20 protein-coding genes are annotated in these 18141 nt (G+C 36.7%); 4 read left to right on the forward strand and 16 right to left on the reverse strand.

Annotation, left to right across the window (positions count from 1 at the left end; all coding sequences use genetic code 11):
* Positions 1 to 5 precede the first annotated feature (5 nt).
* From FS486_RS07290 to FS486_RS07300, 3 genes are all read right to left on the reverse strand, one after another.
* Positions 6 to 938, reverse strand: a complete 933-nt coding sequence (locus FS486_RS07290; RefSeq protein WP_144510677.1) for an HD-GYP domain-containing protein — start codon at positions 936 to 938, stop codon at positions 6 to 8.
* Positions 939 to 1130: 192 nt separating this feature from the next.
* Positions 1131 to 2669 carry a flotillin lipid rafts scaffold protein FloT gene (locus tag FS486_RS07295; RefSeq protein WP_144510678.1) on the reverse strand — a complete coding sequence of 513 codons (1539 nt, stop codon included), beginning with the start codon at positions 2667 to 2669 and terminating at the stop codon, positions 1131 to 1133.
* Positions 2670 to 2690: 21 nt separating this feature from the next.
* Positions 2691 to 3200: an NfeD family membrane protein gene (locus FS486_RS07300; RefSeq protein WP_144510679.1), complete on the reverse strand. Its 510-nt coding sequence runs from the start codon at positions 3198 to 3200 to the stop codon at positions 2691 to 2693.
* A gap of 266 nt (positions 3201 to 3466) precedes the next feature.
* On the opposite strand from FS486_RS07300, the gene FS486_RS07305 reads away from it, so the two are divergent.
* On the forward strand, positions 3467 to 4087 hold the full coding sequence (locus FS486_RS07305) for a DUF47 domain-containing protein (protein ID WP_144510680.1): 621 nt from the start codon (positions 3467 to 3469) through the stop codon (positions 4085 to 4087).
* A gap of 12 nt (positions 4088 to 4099) precedes the next feature.
* Positions 4100 to 5098: an inorganic phosphate transporter gene (locus FS486_RS07310; protein ID WP_144510681.1), complete on the forward strand. Its 999-nt coding sequence runs from the start codon at positions 4100 to 4102 to the stop codon at positions 5096 to 5098.
* 39 nt (positions 5099 to 5137) lie between these two features.
* Here the strand turns inward: FS486_RS07310 and FS486_RS07315 are convergent, their stop codons facing one another.
* Positions 5138 to 5770, reverse strand: a complete 633-nt coding sequence (locus tag FS486_RS07315) for a pentapeptide repeat-containing protein (RefSeq protein WP_144510682.1) — start codon at positions 5768 to 5770, stop codon at positions 5138 to 5140.
* A gap of 95 nt (positions 5771 to 5865) precedes the next feature.
* Between FS486_RS07315 and FS486_RS07320 the strand changes: the two genes are divergently transcribed.
* The gene (locus FS486_RS07320; RefSeq protein ID WP_144510683.1) at positions 5866 to 7998 is read left to right on the forward strand and encodes an MMPL family transporter; all 2133 of its coding nucleotides are present in this window, start codon (positions 5866 to 5868) and stop codon (positions 7996 to 7998) included.
* Between the two features lie 147 nt (positions 7999 to 8145).
* Here the strand turns inward: FS486_RS07320 and FS486_RS07325 are convergent, their stop codons facing one another.
* The 8 genes from FS486_RS07325 to FS486_RS07360 form a co-directional block, all read right to left on the reverse strand.
* The gene (locus tag FS486_RS07325) at positions 8146 to 8751 is read right to left on the reverse strand and encodes an alpha/beta hydrolase (RefSeq protein WP_144510684.1); all 606 of its coding nucleotides are present in this window, start codon (positions 8749 to 8751) and stop codon (positions 8146 to 8148) included.
* A gap of 81 nt (positions 8752 to 8832) precedes the next feature.
* The gene (locus tag FS486_RS07330; RefSeq protein WP_144510685.1) at positions 8833 to 9849 is read right to left on the reverse strand and encodes a beta-carotene 15,15'-monooxygenase; all 1017 of its coding nucleotides are present in this window, start codon (positions 9847 to 9849) and stop codon (positions 8833 to 8835) included.
* 211 nt (positions 9850 to 10060) lie between these two features.
* Entirely contained in the window at positions 10061 to 11236 is a 1176-nt protein-coding gene (locus FS486_RS07335) for an MFS transporter (RefSeq protein WP_144510686.1), read from the reverse strand.
* Positions 11237 to 11406: 170 nt separating this feature from the next.
* Complete coding sequence (locus tag FS486_RS07340) at positions 11407 to 11784, reverse strand: DUF3221 domain-containing protein (RefSeq protein WP_144510687.1); 378 nt, start codon at positions 11782 to 11784, stop codon at positions 11407 to 11409.
* 16 nt (positions 11785 to 11800) lie between these two features.
* Complete coding sequence (locus tag FS486_RS07345) at positions 11801 to 12271, reverse strand: hypothetical protein (protein ID WP_144510688.1); 471 nt, start codon at positions 12269 to 12271, stop codon at positions 11801 to 11803.
* 148 nt (positions 12272 to 12419) lie between these two features.
* Positions 12420 to 13364 carry a dipeptidase gene (locus tag FS486_RS07350; RefSeq protein ID WP_144510689.1) on the reverse strand — a complete coding sequence of 315 codons (945 nt, stop codon included), beginning with the start codon at positions 13362 to 13364 and terminating at the stop codon, positions 12420 to 12422.
* Positions 13365 to 13417: 53 nt separating this feature from the next.
* Positions 13418 to 14401 carry a diaminopimelate dehydrogenase gene (locus FS486_RS07355; protein ID WP_144510690.1) on the reverse strand — a complete coding sequence of 328 codons (984 nt, stop codon included), beginning with the start codon at positions 14399 to 14401 and terminating at the stop codon, positions 13418 to 13420.
* Between the two features lie 74 nt (positions 14402 to 14475).
* The gene (locus FS486_RS07360) at positions 14476 to 14976 is read right to left on the reverse strand and encodes a DinB family protein (protein ID WP_144510691.1); all 501 of its coding nucleotides are present in this window, start codon (positions 14974 to 14976) and stop codon (positions 14476 to 14478) included.
* A 141-nt stretch (positions 14977 to 15117) separates the two neighbouring features.
* Here FS486_RS07360 and FS486_RS07365 point away from each other — a divergent pair, with 141 nt between their 5' ends.
* Positions 15118 to 15492, forward strand: a complete 375-nt coding sequence (locus FS486_RS07365) for a nucleotide excision repair endonuclease (RefSeq protein WP_144510692.1) — start codon at positions 15118 to 15120, stop codon at positions 15490 to 15492.
* 102 nt (positions 15493 to 15594) lie between these two features.
* Here FS486_RS07365 and FS486_RS07370 read toward each other — a convergent pair whose 3' ends face one another.
* From FS486_RS07370 to FS486_RS07385, 4 genes are all read right to left on the reverse strand, one after another.
* Positions 15595 to 16587, reverse strand: a complete 993-nt coding sequence (locus FS486_RS07370; protein ID WP_144510693.1) for an NAD(P)/FAD-dependent oxidoreductase — start codon at positions 16585 to 16587, stop codon at positions 15595 to 15597.
* A gap of 74 nt (positions 16588 to 16661) precedes the next feature.
* Positions 16662 to 17051 carry a thiol-disulfide oxidoreductase DCC family protein gene (locus tag FS486_RS07375; RefSeq protein ID WP_144510694.1) on the reverse strand — a complete coding sequence of 130 codons (390 nt, stop codon included), beginning with the start codon at positions 17049 to 17051 and terminating at the stop codon, positions 16662 to 16664.
* A gap of 75 nt (positions 17052 to 17126) precedes the next feature.
* Positions 17127 to 17609: a TraR/DksA C4-type zinc finger protein gene (locus FS486_RS07380; protein ID WP_144510695.1), complete on the reverse strand. Its 483-nt coding sequence runs from the start codon at positions 17607 to 17609 to the stop codon at positions 17127 to 17129.
* Between the two features lie 38 nt (positions 17610 to 17647).
* Entirely contained in the window at positions 17648 to 18103 is a 456-nt protein-coding gene (locus tag FS486_RS07385) for a DinB family protein (RefSeq protein WP_144510696.1), read from the reverse strand.
* Positions 18104 to 18141 lie beyond the last annotated feature (38 nt).

Consider the following 18141-nt stretch of genomic DNA (forward strand, 5'->3'; position numbering starts at 1 on the left):
ATCAATTATTGCCACTTATTATTATTCTCTTCTAACATTTTTAAAAACTCATCCACAACTTTCGGGTTAAATTGAGTACCTTTTCCGGCCCTGATTTCTTGAATCGCTTGTTCAATTGTCATTGCCCCTCTGTACACTCGATTCGTCGTCATAGCATCAAACGCATCTACTACCGAAACAATGGAAGCCTCCAATGAAATTTCGTTTCCCATTAACCCGTATGGATATCCTTTTCCATCATACCGTTCATGATGCTCTTCTACAATAAAAGCGGCTTTGCGTATTCTTTCTATTTCATGATTTCTCATCATTTCTGCACCCAGTGTAGTATGCATTTTAATTATTTTCCACTCATCCTCTGTCAGTTTACCCTTTTTGTTTAATATCTCTAAGGGAATCGCCAATTTCCCAATATCATGGAAATAGGAGCCTATACTTAAAATAGCTAGATTCTCTGTTGGATTCATTCTTTTCCAAAGTTCAATAGAATAATCACTAATTCGTGCGCAATGATGATATGTGTAACCATCTACTTCTTGAATTTTTCTAGCATCACGTTGAATAATCAAACGTTCTTCAAAGCTTTTTTCAAAAAAAGAAGATGTCATTTCAAACAATATTTCTACTTGTTCCTTTGCATAACAAGTAGAGACAGTATCATACATTTTTGTATCTATCACATCACCTGGATATAAAATATTTTTTTCACCATTTCTATCCACTTCTAACTCCCCACTGAGGATGGTATAACGTTCGACAAATTCTTCATCGTTATTGGGATTATAATAAATCCACGTAATGCTATCCGTGAGCAATGTGTATAAGGAGTACGAAAGGTTTCTTGCGTTGCCAATATAAGTAGTAATAGATTTATCCGTGATTAATCTTGGCAAATGCTTTTTAAGTTTAATATCCTGCACCTGTTTTATTGTCATCATCTCGTTGCCCCCATACGTTTGACAGCATTAAACAATTTTTTTGTATTACGTATAGTATAAAGGAAACAATAAGAAAAAACCCAGAAAAATTTTCTGAGTTTTCTTCTTTTTATAAATACAAACTACCATCTTGTTTTTTTCGTCTATCTAATAGGTAGTTAGCTCTTAAATTGAAACCAGGTAGACAGCCTGTTAAACCAAGCTAGATTCTTCCCCGACTGGTACAGCGGCTCTCTTTACTTCTTCTGTTAATTGCTCAATACTTGGGCGGATGTTTCCTTTGCCTGCATAGTTTTCAAGCATTTCTTTTACATCTATTCCTGAAGACGCTTTTAAGGTTTCTTGAAGGGTAGACATTAAGTTTGTTGCATAGGAAGTCACTTTGTTCGCTCCCCCACCTTCACCACTTCCCGTGTCGACTACTGTAATCTTATCAATATTGGAGAGCGGGCTTGCAATTTGTTTTGCATACTCTGGCAACATACGTACAATCATATCTAAGACTGCAGCTTGACCAAACATATCGAATGCTTCGGCAATTTTACGTTTTGCCTCCGCTTCCGCAAGACCTTTTAGACGAATAATATCGGCCTCAGATTCCCCTTGCGCTCGTTGGGAGTCGGCTTTTGCCAATCCATCTAATCTTACTTTTTCTGCATCCGCTTTTGCTTTTGCTTCGATTCGATATTTTTCTGCGTCCGCTTCCGCAATTTCACGCGATTTGGATGCCGCTGCATTTTGCTCAATTGCATAACGATCAGCGTCTGCTTTTTTCTTTACTTCCGAATCATATTGTTTTTCACGACGTAATATTTCTTTTTCTTCTAGTTCAATTTGTTTTTGACGTTCAATAATCTGAATTTGCATTTCCTGCTCAGTTACTTCTTGTTTAGAACGAGCAGTTTCCAATTCATACGCTTGGTCTGCACGTGCTTTGGCAATGTCTTGTTCACGGCGATATTCCGCGACTTTTAGTTGATTGTCTTTTTCCGCTTCTGCAATCTCAGTAGCACGTTCTATTTCAGCACGTTGCGCATCTTTTGAAGCTTCAGCACGTTTAATACGAGTTTCTTTTTCTGCTTCTGCTGTCGCAATATCCGCATCTCTTTTCACCTGAGCAATTCTCGGTCTACCAAGCGAATCCAAGTAACCATTTTTATCGCGAACATCTTTAATGGTAAATGAGACAATGACTAATCCCATTTTGGCTAAATCCTGTGATGCAACTCGTTGCACCTCTTGTGAGAATTTATCTCTATTTTTATAAATTTCTTCTACTGTCATAGACCCTAATATGGAACGTAAGTGACCTTCTAATACTTCCTTTGCTTCATTTTCACGGTCTTCTTTTGATTTTCCTAAAAACTGTTCTGCCGCAGTTGCAATCTCAGAGATAGAACCGCCAATCTTGATGATTGCCGTTCCGTCCGCCATAACAGGAACCCCTTGCTCCGTATATACTTCAGGTGTAGTAACTTCCAGCTTGCTTGATAATAAACTTAAAGGTTCCCCTTGTTGAAATACCGGATATACAAAAGTACCGCCTCCGCGAATTATTTTAATGCGGTTTCCTGAGTCATCTGTATGCACATTTTTAGTGCCTAAGTAGCTACCTGTTACGATTAAAGCCTCGTCCGGCCCTACTGTTCGGTATTTAGTAATATATACAGCAAGAACAACGAGTAAAACGAACACAACAATTCCAATCACAATTAATAGTCCCATATCCATCCTATCTATTCCCCCTATATATTATTTTAAAGGCTCATATTCTTTAACCAAAAATGTTCCGTCTTCAATGTCGATAATTAACACTTGTTTATTATAGTCAATTTCTTCCTTATCATATCCCACCGCTCTTTTCGAGATAACCCCACTTACCGTTTCAATGACTATTTCTCCGAAACCATCCACAGGGATAGGAACAATCACCCTTCCTATTTGTCCTTGCAATGACTCATTTGTATATGCTGTTGACACCTCTGATGAAGCTAGTGGAACCAGTACAAAGAAATATAACAAAAACGTTAAAATGCTAGAAATGACGAGTGATACGATAATAATTATTTCTTCGCTCCAATTTGTTGACTTCAGCAGTATAAATCCGGTCGCACAGATGAATAATAAGAAAGTAAGTACTGTGGTCGGATTCAAAATTCCACTATCCATCCCATCAATCGCATCGGCAAATAGCACATAAAGAATGGTGATCAACCCGATGCCGATTAATCCATACAAAAAAATTTGCTCTATCTTTCTCACCCCTTTACTTATTTTGGCTATCTACCAATATATACGGAAGAGCTTCCTGAAAGTTTCATATTTTTTATTTTATTTAAATATTAAATATCCTTTCGTCAAAAATCACTCTTTTCTTATTATTTTCACCCTTATTTTAGGAAGTAATGTTACAGCATTGTAAATTTTGCTTGTTCAAAGTAAAAAATGTGTCGATTCTCTTATTTTTTTGGTATGCTATGTGAGGAAAAACATTGAAAAATAATTCTTAAAGTCCAGGAGGCTTTTTTATGATTGGTTCAAAAAAAACAGATCCCTTTTTCGCATCATTATTAAATATCGCTAAAAATGTTCAAGAAGCAGCTCACTACGCCGATGACTTCCGCATTAATACAGTTGCCGATTTGAAGGAGATAAGCGTCCATGTAAAAAATTACGAGACGGCAGGGGATAAATTAATCCATGACTTAATCGTCATGCTGAACAAATCGTTCATGACTCCTATTGAACGAGAAGATATTCTCCAATTATCCGTTAGAATGGATGATATATTAGACGGTATTGATGATTTCACTGCTAATCTAGAAATGTTTTCACTTATCGAAATCGATGAATCTATGCGTACCTTTTTAAGTTATATTGTGAAAAGTACAGATGAAATTGTAAAAGCAATGGAGCTTCTTGCACAGAAGAAGTTACTTAAAATGCATGAGCACGCTATCCTTATTAAAGATTATGAGCGCAAATGTGATGAAATACTTCGATCATCGATTAAGCAACTGTTTTTAAATGAAAAAGATCCAATTCGTATTATTCAATTTAAAGATATATATGAAAAACTAGAAGAAGTCGCAGATTATTGTCAAGACGTAGCCACTACGATCGAAGCAATTATCATGCGAAATGCGTAGGAGTTTTTACTTATGGATTCTATTCTTTTTCTTACAATTCTAGTAGTATTTTTCGCTTTAGCTTTTGACTTTATCAATGGTTTTCATGATACAGCTAACGCAATTGCTACATCTGTTTCAACCAGAGCATTAAAGCCAAGAGTGGCTATCCTAATGGCGGCAGCAATGAACTTTGTCGGGGCATTAACGTTTACTGGGGTTGCTAAAACAATTACAAAAGATATTGTTGACCCTTTTGCCTTGCAAAATGGTTCCCTTATTATTTTAGCTGCTTTGCTTTCAGCTATTATTTGGAACTTAGTTACTTGGTATTTCGGTATTCCTTCTAGTTCATCGCACGCTTTGATCGGCTCCATAGCGGGAGCTGCAATTTCTGCAGCCGGACTAGCTGTTTTAAATTACGGTGGCTTCACCAAAATTATTGAAGCATTGCTCATATCTCCGTTTTTAGCACTAGCCGTTGGGTTTTTAATGATGTCTTTATTTAAAATACTTTTTAAAAGTAAAAGCTTATATGGGACAAACAAAGGCTTTCGTATATTTCAAATTGGTACTGCTGCACTTCAATCCTTCACACACGGGACAAATGATGCACAAAAGGCCATGGGGATTATTACGATGGCTTTGATTGCAGCAGAATTACAAACTTCAGACGACATTCAACTTTGGGTTCGTATTGCTGCTGCAACCGCAATGGGATTAGGTACTTCCATTGGGGGTTATAAGATTATTAAAACAGTTGGTGGTAAAATCATGAAAATCCGCCCTATTAATGGTGCGGCGGCAGACTTATCTTCTGCAATGATTATTTTTGGAGCAACAACTATCCATTTACCGGTTTCAACTACGCATGTTATTTCTTCTGCTATTATGGGAGTTGGAGCTGCGCAACGTGTGAAAAGTGTACATTGGGGCGTTGCCAAAAAGATTGTTATAACATGGATTATTACTTTACCGATCTCTGCGGCTCTTTCTGCCGTCATTTATCAAGTGCTTAACTTAATCTTCTAACAAAAAACCTCGCCCAGTAAATGGCGAGGTTTTTTTATTTTAATCTTTTATAAGTAATCCAAGTGATTTTGCAAAGCCGATTGCTTGCTCTGTAGAAACAGTACAATTATCGAGTTTTTCCATTGAAACAGTGAGTTGCTCGTATGTATTTGTACTTAAATCGACTCCATTTAAATTTGTTTCGGTGAAATTTGCACCATCTAATTCACATTTCTCAAAAACCACTTTATCAAACGCTGCTTCGATAAAATCCGCTCGGTTTAAAGAGGTTTGTTTGAACATCACCTTCTTTAATTTGGAAAAACTCATGCTCAAATAATTCGCAATGGAATCCTCTATTTTTACTTCTGTTAATCTTCCTTGGGAGATATTTGTTCCTAACAGCTTGGAGTTCTTAATCTCTACACGGTGAAAAACCGCATCCCCAAAGTCCACATTAGACAGATCACATTTTTCAAATAGACAATCGACAAATTCTACTTGATGAAATCGAATACCCTCCATAGAAACATTTTGAAAGTGGATTTGGTCAAATATTATTTTATCTTCTTGCTCTTCTTCCAGTTCTAAAAATGACACGACTCCTTCTGATACATAATAATCTTCTAAAAGTGCTTCATTTACATTTAACTCTGGTAAAAAGCTGGGTAATTTGGGTGGTGTAATTTTCAACTTATCTTCCTCCCTCTCATCCTTCATTTTATTAGTATATACTATCTGCTTTCCATTACAATAAAGAAAGGTTTGTAGTGTTAGGAGGAATTTATGTGCATTCATTATCAAATATAGTAACACGTTACTACAAAGTTATACTGATTTCATGGACAGTTCTATTTATCGTTCTAGCTTGTCTTGCTACTCGTTTACCGGGATTATTGGAAGGAGACGGTTTTAGTACAGACGGAGAACATCAACAAGTAATGGAGGAATTGACTAATACATTCGATCTTCCAGCAGAGACATTGTTTCTAGTTTTCGATAATACAACAAATGAAACAATCAAGAACACCCTTTCTGAAATTGAAAGTCTACAAATAGCCGAGACAATCCAATCACCTTTAGATGACTCTTCACTTTATAAAGATCATGTTGCTTATGCAATGCTCCATTTCAGTAGCGATACAAGTGATATGTCTAAAGCTGTCGATACAATTCGTGTCTCCATTAATGATGAAAAGGGAGTTACCCTAACAGGGGGTGCTGCGATTAACAAAGATATTAATGCAGCAAGTCAAAAAGATTTAGCAAGTGCGGAAGCGATTGGATTGCCTATTGCAATTATTGTTTTACTACTTGCTTTTGGTAGTGTAGTGGCAGCTTTTGTTCCACTTATTGTCGGTATTGTAACAGTAGTATCAGCTTTCGGAGTCATGACCTTATTCAGCGAAACGATGAATTTGTCTATTTTCGTGTTGAATATTATTCCAATGCTGGGACTTGCGCTAAGTATCGATTTTGCCCTATTACTTATTAATCGGTATAAAGAAGAACGATTAAAACAATCTATAACGGATGCAGTACAAATATCCATACAAACAGCCGGTCGTTCTATAATATTCTCCGCAGTTTGTGTATTCATCGGTTTAGGGGCTATGCTAGTCATGAAAGTGGAAATATTCCAAAACCTAGCTCTTGGTGGAATGCTCGTTGTCTTTATGGCAGTTTTGGCATCTATCACACTATTACCGTCCATTTTGTTAGTAATGAAAGACCGTATTAATAAATGGACAATTATTCGAGTAAAACCAGGTGCTTCAACTAGATGGCGTAACTTTGCAGCATTTGTAATGAAACGCCCAGTTACGTTAATCATAGTTGCGCTCATTATATTAGGAATTGGAATTATTCCAGTAAAAGATATGAAACTAACGATTCCCCAAGTGGATTCATTGCCACTATCTTATGATTCTCGTCAAGCCTACGAGTTAATGGATAAAGAATTTGGGTTAGGAGAGAAATCAACTGTCTATATGATCGCAAAGCGAAACGGTGGATGGGATAATACAGATGGTTTAACAGAAATGAAAAAAATAGAAGATGAATTGCTAGCCGATAAAAATGTGGAAGCTGTCCAAACCATTTTTACTTCAAGTCAGATTTCGACCATTGAACAGTGGGAGCAAAGCATGCAAGTTCCAGAAGTAAACGCCCGGTTATCTCCTTTGTTAAACTCTTTTGTACAAGAGGAAAAGTTGCTAATCCCCATCACTCTCGACTTAAATGGATCTTCTGATGAAGCTCAAGATTGGGTGCGGGCATGGTCCAAAAAGGATTTAGGTGTCGATATAATACTAGGAGGACAACCGAAGTTCAATCAAGAAATCTTTGATGAAATCTTCAATAAAGTAGGAGTACTCCTTGCAATTATTTTAGGATCTACCTTTATTATCTTGATGATCGCTTTTCGTTCTATATTAATTCCGTTAAAGGCTATTATTATGAATGTCATTGGTCTCTCATCGACATTTGGAATCCTTGTTTATATATTTCAATACGGTCATTTTGGTATAGAGAAAACAACGATAGCCTTAATCATTCCGGTAATTGTGTTTAGTCTGGTGTTTGGATTGAGCATGGACTATGAAGTATTTTTGATCTCCCGCATTCAAGAGGAATATTCGAAAAGCTTGAATAATACAGCAGCTACTATAGATGGGCTCACTTCTACTAGTAAGATTATTACTTCTGCAGCGCTTATTATGATTGTCATTACAGGTGCTTTTGCCTTTACTGATGTGATGCCTGTGAAGCAAATTGGAATTGGCATAGCGATTGCCGTTGCTATTGACGCATCGATTATCCGTCTTTTACTAGTCCCAAGCTTGATGAAGCTGTTTGGTAAATGGAATTGGTGGTTGCCTTTTAGAAAAGGGCCTTATAAAGCTAGTAAATGGCACTAGGATGTTGATTGCATTAGCGATCGCCTGGACCGGAAATCAACCGTATGATAGAATCGTTTTTTCATCGCAGGAAATTATATACTTTATTATCTTAAAAAAGGATGGACTCAACTGGGATAATCAGTGAATTCCATCCTTTTACTCGTATCAAAAGTTCTTGTTATACCACGCTTTTGCAGCCTGTACTTCGTCTTGCGTTAACTGATGGCCATATGAATGCCAATATAGCTCAACTTCTGCTCCAGCTTGTGCTAGTAAATCATGTAACTCCTCTGATTCAGTTACAGGGCACATTTGATCATTTTTTCCTGCACCAATGAATACAGGAGATTTAGGAAATGATGGAATCTCTACTCCCCGTCTTGGAACCATTGGATGATGTAAAATAGCTCCTTTTAAAACATGCTCATATTGGAATAAAAGATTAGCTGCTATATTGGCACCATTAGAATAACCAATAGCTATGACATTATTACGATCGAACTGGTAGTTTTCTGCTGCTTCATCGACGAACTTTTTCAATTCCTCTGTTTGGAAGATTAGATCCTCTATATCGAATACTCCTGCTGCCAAGCGTTTGAAAAAGCGAGGCATTCCATTTTCAGATATGTTCCCTCGAACACTTAATATATTTGCTTTTCCATCAATTTCTTTCCCCAGAGGAACTAAATCATGCTCATTTCCACCTGTACCGTGTAAAAGCAATAATGTAGGACGTGTTAAATCTTCCCCTTTATAAAAAACATGTTTCATGTTAAAACTCCCTTTCATATACCTCGAATTCAAGATAATCATAACTTGAATCTTTTTTTAGGTCAAATGAATAGGATTATACTACTTTGAAAGAAGCTGTTTCAAATTTTGAGGCTCATCTACACGTAAAGCAAATTCTGTGACATATTTTTTCTTTCCCATGAACATTGTTGCTTCTATTGGTTCATAAAGATGGATAATCACTTGCGGCTCTACTTTTTCAAAGTCTTTATACATAAATTGCAATGTATCCTTACTAGGGTATATATTTACCCACTCGACTTCTTTAATTTTAGAAAGCGGTACAATAATACGGGCAGTTAACCCCTGCGTAATATATATATTTCCATTTTTTATTTCTAAGGGATGTAGTCTTGTAATTTGAATTTCCGCCACAAAGAAGAAGACTGTGTATATATTTAAAATAAGTAGAATGAATGATAAAATCAATGACTTTTCGTGGAGCCACCAGTGGAGCCCGATTGTTTCAATAACTATTGCATGTATGAGCATAATATTCATCGCAATTGCACTCGTTTTTTTATGCATTGTCACTACACCGCTGTGTTCGGGTATTTTCTTTTTCCACGTAAAAAATGCATAATAACACATTAAAAACTCCGCCATTAAAATGCGAATAAATATATTTTTGGTCGCAAATTTTTCCACTGCAGGAAGTAGCCCGTAAATTGGGGCTTCGTTCTTTTCTATCATGTGAGTTCGTATTGCAGAAGCTTTTCGAATCACTACAAAAATTAGTGCTAGTTCTGCAAGTATGAGTATTCCCTCGGCAGAGAGACCTACATAAAGTACTTCCTTATAAGGTGCATATAATTCAACTGGTACAAGAATCCTTGCTAAAACTAAGCCTGAAACCATCAGAGCTATTGTCTGTTTAATGGAAATTTTAAATGCAGCATAAACTAGTAATGGGGCGACAATCGTTAAATCAATAAGTGATCCTATTACTGCTCCGTTTGTTAATCGGAGAGCTAAAGAGTTTTGTATCCCAGGTTGATACAGAAGAAAGTTTGTTGTAAGAACGAGAAGAAGAAAAGCTATCGCCAAATTGGCTTTGCGTGTTTTACGGTAAACCATTCATATTCCCCCTTTCATTTATTATATCTTTTCTGTTTTTTAAAGGACCAGCTCAACAATCGAAAAATTAGCACAATTCAATGACAAGGAAGAAAGGAATAAGATACTTGCTATTTCCTTGTAGTTTCATTCCTTATAAATACTCACCATATGGATTGTAGTGAAATGAATAAAAAGCTGCACCGCAATTAAATATACGGAGCAGCTCTTTTTATATTATTACTTTCTTTGTACCCTTCCACATAATAGCTCCAATCATTGTAAGGACTAGGACGATTAATCCTAAAACGAACGGATATATGATGTGGATGTCATAAAGTAACCCCGCAAGTAAGGGGCCCAATACATTTCCTATACTCATATACGCATTATTCATTCCCATAGCAAAACCCTGTTCTTGACCCGCTAGCTTCGATATTAGCGTCGTAAGTACGGGACGTAAAATAGAAGTAGAAAGGAAAATAATCATCGTGATAACGAAGAAAAATGTATAACTAGATATGATAATCGAAAGAAGAAATCCGAAAGCTGCTACACCTAAAAATATTTTCAATACATTTTTTTCACCAAAGCGACGTACAACCCAATCCACTGCAGCCAGTTGAACTATTACACTGACAATCCCAGTAGCTGTTACCATCCAAGCTATATCTTGTGGGGAAGCCCCGAACTCATTGTCCACGAACAGTCCAAGAACTGATTCATATGCCATTAGTCCAAAACTCATTACTAAAGTAATCACAAGTGGGATAAAATATGGTTTCTTGAACGATTGTACAATTTCTTTTACCATTGGCTCTGATTTATTTTCAACAATTTCGCTATTTTCCGGCTTGCTTTCCTTTAAAACAAATAGAGAAAAGATAACTGCTATCACACCTACAATTGCAGAAATTAAAAGTGGCATCTTCAAACCAAAATCTGCTAAGAAACCGCCAATACCAGGTCCGACAACAATTCCAAGCGACATCGAGGCAGATATAAAACTATTTCCTTTTGCTCGTTGCTCCATTGTCGTAATATCTGCCACATAAGCAAAAATAGCGGGTACTAATAATGCCGCACCTATACCACCTATTACACGAGAGACATATAAAACACCTACTGAATCAGAAAAATAAAATACAAACATAGATAAAGCTAGCCCGCTTAAGCCTGCAATAATCATAATTCTTCTTCCGTATTTATCTGCCCACTTCCCGGCAATTGGAGACATGATAAGTTGTGCTCCCGCAAATATCGCAATCATAAGTCCTGCCGCCGTTCCCCCTTGACCAATCGACTTTAAATACGCAGGCAAGATAGGAATTATAATTCCAAAACTACCTATTGCGATGAACATATTTATCATTAATACGAATAATTTCCTTCGTTGATCCTTCGACATAAAATTCCTACTTTCTTTCTATAAATATCAGCATTATTGCAAAAGAATACCATGCTTTCGAAAACTATACAACTTGTCCCTTTATAAGAAACTATTAAAAGTTATTTCTTACACAGCGAATAAAAAAAAGCTGCTCGATAATAATCGTACAGCTTTTTTTTGCTTAGTAACTATTCATTTAACATTTCTAACGTTTTTGCTGAACCTTGTGCTGGATAAGACTCATTCAGCCTTTCGTATCCTATTTTTACTTCATCGTAAAGCTTTATTTGGTTGCGTTGATCCATCGTCAACGAAAACCATGCAGCTTCCTTGCTAGATTCCAAAATGTCTTGAACAGTAAGGCTTTTCGCCTCCTCTACGGATAAGCCACTTACTACTAGAGCTCTTCCATTCTCATCTATGTCTACAATTATGCCTGTCATATAACCAGTTGGCTGAGGCTGTGTTGGATTATTCTCGAAAAACTGCATTATAAAATAAAATGTAGCCCCTATAGCAATTACTACGATCCCTATAATGACTAAAACCGTATATTTCCCCTTCACATGAAGTCCTCCTTACTTAGAAGCTGCTTTTTAAGAAGCCTTCCTCTAAAAGATAGGTTGTTGCTTCTTCATACGAACCAAAACTTTCCTCTAGGTTATATCCATGATAAATATTCCAAAGAGTATCTTCTTGTAACAAAGTTAGTTTAGAGTCTTCTTTATTTTTCCACTCTTCTTCTACTTCTTCATCAAATAATTCTTCTTCCTCTGTCGCTAAATAAGCAATCGATTCTTTAATCATTTTTCTTAACTCATCCGCGGAAGCTTCGCGAATATTCAGCAGTCCTTTATCGTTTGCCTCTTCGTATTGCGGAAGATCTCCTACATAGACAAAACCATTACCATTTGGATGAAGATGGTAAACGACTGTTGTCTTTTCATATAAACTAGCTTCATAATGGTAATTCACTCTTTTTAAAGAAACTTCTTTTCGAGTTAGCTCTGAAAATTCTTGAATAATTGCTTCTTTTTCTTCAAATGTTAGCATGTGATTCCTCTTTCTTTTCTTATCTCATTTTATCTAGTATAGCATACTCTTTACCCTCTTCGCGTCCACCATTCCGCTAAAAGGATAAAACAAATAACTACAGCAATAGCAACTCCAAAAAACCAATCTGGTAAAGCACCCAATTGTTTTATTCCTCCTTACTAATCCCGCTCACAAATCGCCCAAAGTTTTGCGATGTGATTTCCTCCACCTCTTCCGTCGTATAATTTTCCAATAAACATTCCACTAAATTTTGTGTTTTTGAAGCATCTTCTAGCCCAATTACGAATTCATTGATCCCATCAAAATCTGAACCCAATCCTATCAGATGCTGCCCCCCAAGAGAAGCTATATGATTGATATGCTTGATTAAATCTAATATATCAACAGAATTTTTGGAATTGTTAATAAAATGTGGATAATAAACGACATGGATAGGGGAATTTCTTGCGATTAATGCTCTTAGTTGATCATCGGTTAAATTTCTTGCTGAATTACAAATAGTTTTTGCATTGGAATGACTTGCCATCAGCCACTTTGCTTTCTGCAACACGTCCCAAAACGATTTTTCACTTAAATGGGACACGTCGATAATAATATTCTGTTCGTTTAATAACTCCATTACTTCCTCACCAAATGAGGTTAGTCCAGTACCTGACTCTTCTGAAGAACCATCTGCTACGGCATTCGCACCATTCCATGTGGGTCCTACCAATTTTACTCCATGAGACAGTAATAATTTTAGTTTTTCTATATCTCCATCAATCATATCCAAACCTTCGAGGGACAGAACTGCGCCGATTTGACCCTCTTTCAATGTTTCTATCTGGTTCCACTTATAAATGGCTACCACATTTTCATGTTTTCCGACTATTTCTGTATGAAAAAATTCTATTTGGCGAACTGCCTCTAAAAATTGTTTCTCTTTTGGAAACCCTTCTGAAACAAACACCGCAAATACTTGTAGAGCTACCTTGCCCTCTTCTAATCTTTTTTTATTTGCTTGTAATAATGGAGAGTCCTCAAAAGATAATGGTGACTCCGCTTTTGCAAGTTTGTACAGTACGTCACAATGTAAATCATATACTTTCATCTCGTTTTCCCCCAAAAAACCGGTCTCTTCTTGAAGAGATCCGGTTAAATTTTTTATAGTAATTCTGCTCGAAGTTGTTCAGGCAATTTCGGTGATAGCAGTCCAAACGGTATATCAAAAGCAGTTTTTGCTCCGTTTTGACCAGCTTGACCTAACCGGAAAGCGGCTCTTGCGTATGCCACTAGAACACTCGAAGTAAAGTTAGGATTGCTTTCTAGTTTTAAGGAGAACTCCATTAATTGTTTTTCTTGTTGACCACTTTCACCGCTTCGAATAACAAATCCACCATGGGGCATTCCACTATGATTTTGTTCTAATTCTTCTTCCGATATAAAATGTACTGTTGTATCATAATCTGTAAAATAGTTTGGCATGTTGACGATTTGCTGCTCCACTACTTCCTTATTGCTACCTTCCTCCAACACAACAAAGCATTCTCTCGTATGTTTTTCACGTGTCGAAAGCTCTGGATGCTCCCCAGTACGAACTCGTTCCACTGCTTCTTTCACTGGCAATGTATATTGGACCGCATTTTTTACTCCTTCGATTCGACGTACAGCATCCGAGTGCCCTTGGCTTAATCCATCTCCCCAAAATGTATATGTGCTTCCTTTAGGAAGTACAACTTCTCCAAGCAAGCGATTTAACGAAAATAAACCTGGATCCCAGCCAACTGAAATAACGCTAATTTTATTAGAAGACTTCGCCACTTTATCTACTTTATCAAAAAACTCTGGAATTAACGCATGTGTATCAAAGCTATCCACCGTGTGGAAAACCTGCGCAATTTGTGGCGTTTGATCTGGTAAATCTTTCGCAGATCCACCGCATAAAATCATGACGTCAATTTTATCCCTAAAGTTTATTGCCTCTTCTATTAAATACACACCAACCGAGGTATCATTTACTTGAATAGTAGATGGATCTCTTCTTGTAAAGACTGCGACTAACTCCATATCTGGGTTTTGCTTTATCGCAAGTTGAACACCGCGACCTAAATTTCCGTATCCGATAATACCGATTCGAATTTTGCTCATGTAGTTTTCCTCCATTACAATTCACACACTTTTATATAAAAATACATGCATAACATTAATTGGTCAATGAATAATTATTCAGGTGCTTCTCCTGAAAAAGCTAACCATTCCTCTTTTGACGGTCCATACATTCCCGGAACCGTAAGGCCTGCTTGACGCATTAATACAGTTATCTGCCCTCTATGATGAGCTTGATGAAACAATAGAATTTGTAAAACGGTTGCTACGGTCCATACCTCTCCATACATATCCTTTTCCTCTAAAAGTGTTTCATCTGTCCACTGCTCTTTTATTGCTTGAACCATCGCATCACTAGATTTTTTGTAAGCCTCCGCAATTTCTTTTGCTATCTTTGGTTGAGGTGCATCGTGCGGAGTAGAACTAAATTGAAGGCCTGTTTTACCAATCATTTCTTCAATAGTACCAACGAGGTGCCATGCAAGCTTTCCTAGCGTCCTTCCTTCTTCATATACTTTTTGGTTTAAAGATTCATCGGTGAGTGTATTAAATATTTTAAGGGTAGCATCACTTTCATGTTTCCAATTTGTTAAAAAGTCTTGTATTGTTCTTATCATAGAATTACCTCCAAATATGTTATAAGATATATTTCGATATATGAAACGTGGAATCCTGCTTTCAACCAATTTCTTTCCTAATAGATATTACTTACCGATTATGGTAGACTAAAGGACAGACAATAAGAGGACGTGAGCAAATTGATTAAAATCGAATTACCAAAACCTACTGTTACTATCACCCAGCGTGAACAAGTACGCAAAGAAGGTGAATTAGAAATCCCATCAATTTATGGATTTATCGACTTTCACCAAATCCCTCGTGATAAAGGTGGCATCTTTATGTTTTACAACAAAAATGATGAACTTTTATTCGTCGGTAAAGCACGTAAGATTAGACAGCGTATCAAAAAGCATTTTGAAGACAATGTCTCTCCGATGATTAAACATCGGGAAGAAGTATACAAAATTAGCGTATGTATTGTGGATGAAGCAATGGATCGTGAAATTTATGAAACTTATGCGATCAATACACTAAAAGCAAAATACAATATCGATAAAGCATTTTTTAGATAAGCGTCAATATAAAACACAAAGAGAATTTTCTCTTTGTGTTTTTTGGTTGCTTTCATGCTTCAATTGATTTTCATTAGCCATTTACTTAAAATTGTTAGTGGTTTATTTTGCTTCTTCAAATATACTTGTACTGTGAAGTGGTTGTACTCTCGATTTTGGATCGATGAATGCTTTAATATGGCTGACGGCTATCGGGACTTCTCCAAAACCGACTGCAATGAGTTTTACTTTGCCGTTATGTGTACAAACATCACCTGCAGCGTAGATGCCTTGTACATTCGTTTCCATTTTCTCATTTACGACAACTGAGTTTTTTTGCATATCTAGCCCCCAGTTTTTCAGAGGTCCGAGTGATGCTACGTTCCCGTAGTTCACAATCACATGATCTACTGGAATTCGTTGTTCTGTTTTATCTTTTGCCACAATAATCACTTCCGAAATATTTTCGTCATCTCCAACTAATTCTTTTATCCCGAAAGGTGTTTTTACTTGTACTGTTGAATTTTGAAGCTGTTGGACCGTCATTTCATGTGCTGTGAATTGCTCTTTGCGATGACAAATGGTTACGTTTGAAGCAACTTTCTCTAGCATTAAGGACCAGTCGAGGGCGGAATCTCCCCCTCCTAATACTAAAACGTCTTTGTCTTTGAAATCATTAATATCTTTCACTTTATAATGAAGATTTTTCCCTTCATACTCGCTAGCACCAGGAACGCTTAGCTTTCGCGGTTGGAAAGAGCCAATACCAGAAGTAAGCAATATTGTTTTCGAAAAATGCACGGTTTTATCCGTTGTTAATGCAAAATAATTCGGTAGTTTTTCAAGCGCAAGTGCCGTTTCTTCCAAACAGATTGTCGGGTTGCTATAAGCTGCCTGCTCTTCTAAATTCGCCACTAGATCTTTAGCTAAAATTTTGGGAAGTCCTCCAACGTCATATATATATTTATCTGGATAAAGCTCCATTAATTGACCGCCGAGTTGTGGCAAGCTATCAATAATTTTCACTTTTAAATCTCGTAGCCCTGCATAAAAAGAAGCAAATAATCCTGTTGGCCCACCGCCAATAATAATTACATCGTATAATTCTCCATCCATGACTGCCTCACCTCACTACTTATTAGAGAATGAAAATGATTCTCAACTATAGCCTATCATACATTATTCATATGTTACAGAAATCGGTTTCGTATGTCTGGGGTAGGTATCCTACAGTTATCCTTTTTCCCAAACCATTTATATCTATTTTTTGCGATTACTTTGTACATACTATCCCTAAGGGGCTTAGGAATTATTTTGAACAGATAGAAACCTTTCCATCCCCCATTTAATTGTTTACAAATTACAAGTGCCGCGTCGGAGGAATCATATACTGTATTATCCTCAATTACTATAATACTATCCAACTTTTTGGGTATTTGATGGTCTATTTTTAATTTTTCTCCTATATCACTTTGTAATGCCGCAAAGCGGAAATAACCTTTCGGATCTCTTGCGATGATAAACTGAACACTTGCATCACAGAAATTGCATTCCCCATCAAACAATATAATAGCAGTCATTTGAATTCCTCCTTTCTCCAAGTGTATCAGCCAGTAAAGAAAAACCCCAGTACCTAAATGTACTGAGGTTGACCTTTATTGCTTATCAGATGGAGTATCTGAAGAGCCGACTTCTTCTAAAATCTCAAAGCTGTTTTCATAATCCCTAATTCTAGGATCATTATCCACTGGATGATCGGTTGAAGCATTTAAAAGAGACTCTTCCAGTGGTCGAATTTCCTCATTTACTTCCTGTTGAGCATGCTCTACACAGGTTGTTGCTGTAGGAACAGCTTTCAACCTCTCTAACGGGATTTCTTTTCCACACTCGGCACATATGCCATATGTACCTTCATCCATAGCGGTTAGTGCTTCTTTTATATCTGCTATCTCATCTTCATAATGTCTTCGCAAAGCCAATCGAGTGTGTTTATCCGTCAAGTCCGTTGCATTGTCGGCTGGATGATTGTCATAATTGGATAACTCCGTTGTTTCAAATTCTTCGTCATTATCTATACTATGTTCAGCTTCATCTAAACGTCTTAATAGCGTGATTTTCAATTCATCATATTTTGCCATTGGGTCTCCTCCTTCATTGTTATTAGGATTCCCATTTTTCAGCGAAATAAAACCACTTCTATATCTTGATCCAGCAATAATAAATATTGATATAGCTGGGCCCGATGATGGACTAAGTGGGTTACAATTTGGATTAACCATTCCAGCCTACTATATTCACTGCCCCAGTATGTAGTAAATCTTTTTGACCATTGATCTTGCGGAAGCTCTTCAAAAAAGGAGACCAGTTCTTCAATCCCAGTGATAAATTGAATTTTTGCATCTTCTACATTAATAGGCATGTTCGTTTTGTAGTATGTTGCCATTTGTTGCTTTGTATAGCTTTTTTGGATGAGTAAATCTGCTTTAGGAATTTGAGAAAGATGTATACATACTTCCCATACGCTCATTTTTCCTGCGACTGGATACTCTTGTACTATTTTTACGTCAACATGTTGAAACATTTGCTCGATTGTATGGGAAATAAACTTTAACTGGTTTAAAATATCTTTCATCCTAACACCTTCTTTCAGTGATATTTACTTTATTTTAT

The sequence above is a fragment of the Bacillus sp. FJAT-22090 genome (genome assembly GCF_007676755.1).
Classification (GTDB): Bacteria; Bacillota; Bacilli; order Bacillales_A; family Planococcaceae; genus Psychrobacillus.

Coding starts and splice junctions, on each gene's coding strand:
- FS486_RS07290 (WP_144510677.1), bottom strand. CDS start 938: ATGATGACAATAAAACAGGTGCAGGATATTAAACTTAAAAAGCATTTG.
- FS486_RS07295 (WP_144510678.1), bottom strand. CDS start 2,669: ATGGATATGGGACTATTAATTGTGATTGGAATTGTTGTGTTCGTTTTA.
- FS486_RS07305 (WP_144510680.1), top strand. CDS start 3,467: ATGATTGGTTCAAAAAAAACAGATCCCTTTTTCGCATCATTATTAAAT.
- FS486_RS07310 (WP_144510681.1), top strand. CDS start 4,100: ATGGATTCTATTCTTTTTCTTACAATTCTAGTAGTATTTTTCGCTTTA.
- FS486_RS07325 (WP_144510684.1), bottom strand. CDS start 8,751: ATGAAACATGTTTTTTATAAAGGGGAAGATTTAACACGTCCTACATTA.
- FS486_RS07330 (WP_144510685.1), bottom strand. CDS start 9,849: ATGGTTTACCGTAAAACACGCAAAGCCAATTTGGCGATAGCTTTTCTT.
- FS486_RS07335 (WP_144510686.1), bottom strand. CDS start 11,236: ATGTCGAAGGATCAACGAAGGAAATTATTCGTATTAATGATAAATATG.
- FS486_RS07345 (WP_144510688.1), bottom strand. CDS start 12,271: ATGCTAACATTTGAAGAAAAAGAAGCAATTATTCAAGAATTTTCAGAG.
- FS486_RS07350 (WP_144510689.1), bottom strand. CDS start 13,364: ATGAAAGTATATGATTTACATTGTGACGTACTGTACAAACTTGCAAAA.
- FS486_RS07355 (WP_144510690.1), bottom strand. CDS start 14,401: ATGAGCAAAATTCGAATCGGTATTATCGGATACGGAAATTTAGGTCGC.
- FS486_RS07360 (WP_144510691.1), bottom strand. CDS start 14,976: ATGATAAGAACAATACAAGACTTTTTAACAAATTGGAAACATGAAAGT.
- FS486_RS07370 (WP_144510693.1), bottom strand. CDS start 16,587: ATGGATGGAGAATTATACGATGTAATTATTATTGGCGGTGGGCCAACA.
- FS486_RS07375 (WP_144510694.1), bottom strand. CDS start 17,051: ATGACTGCTATTATATTGTTTGATGGGGAATGCAATTTCTGTGATGCA.
- FS486_RS07380 (WP_144510695.1), bottom strand. CDS start 17,609: ATGGCAAAATATGATGAATTGAAAATCACGCTATTAAGACGTTTAGAT.
- FS486_RS07385 (WP_144510696.1), bottom strand. CDS start 18,103: ATGAAAGATATTTTAAACCAGTTAAAGTTTATTTCCCATACAATCGAG.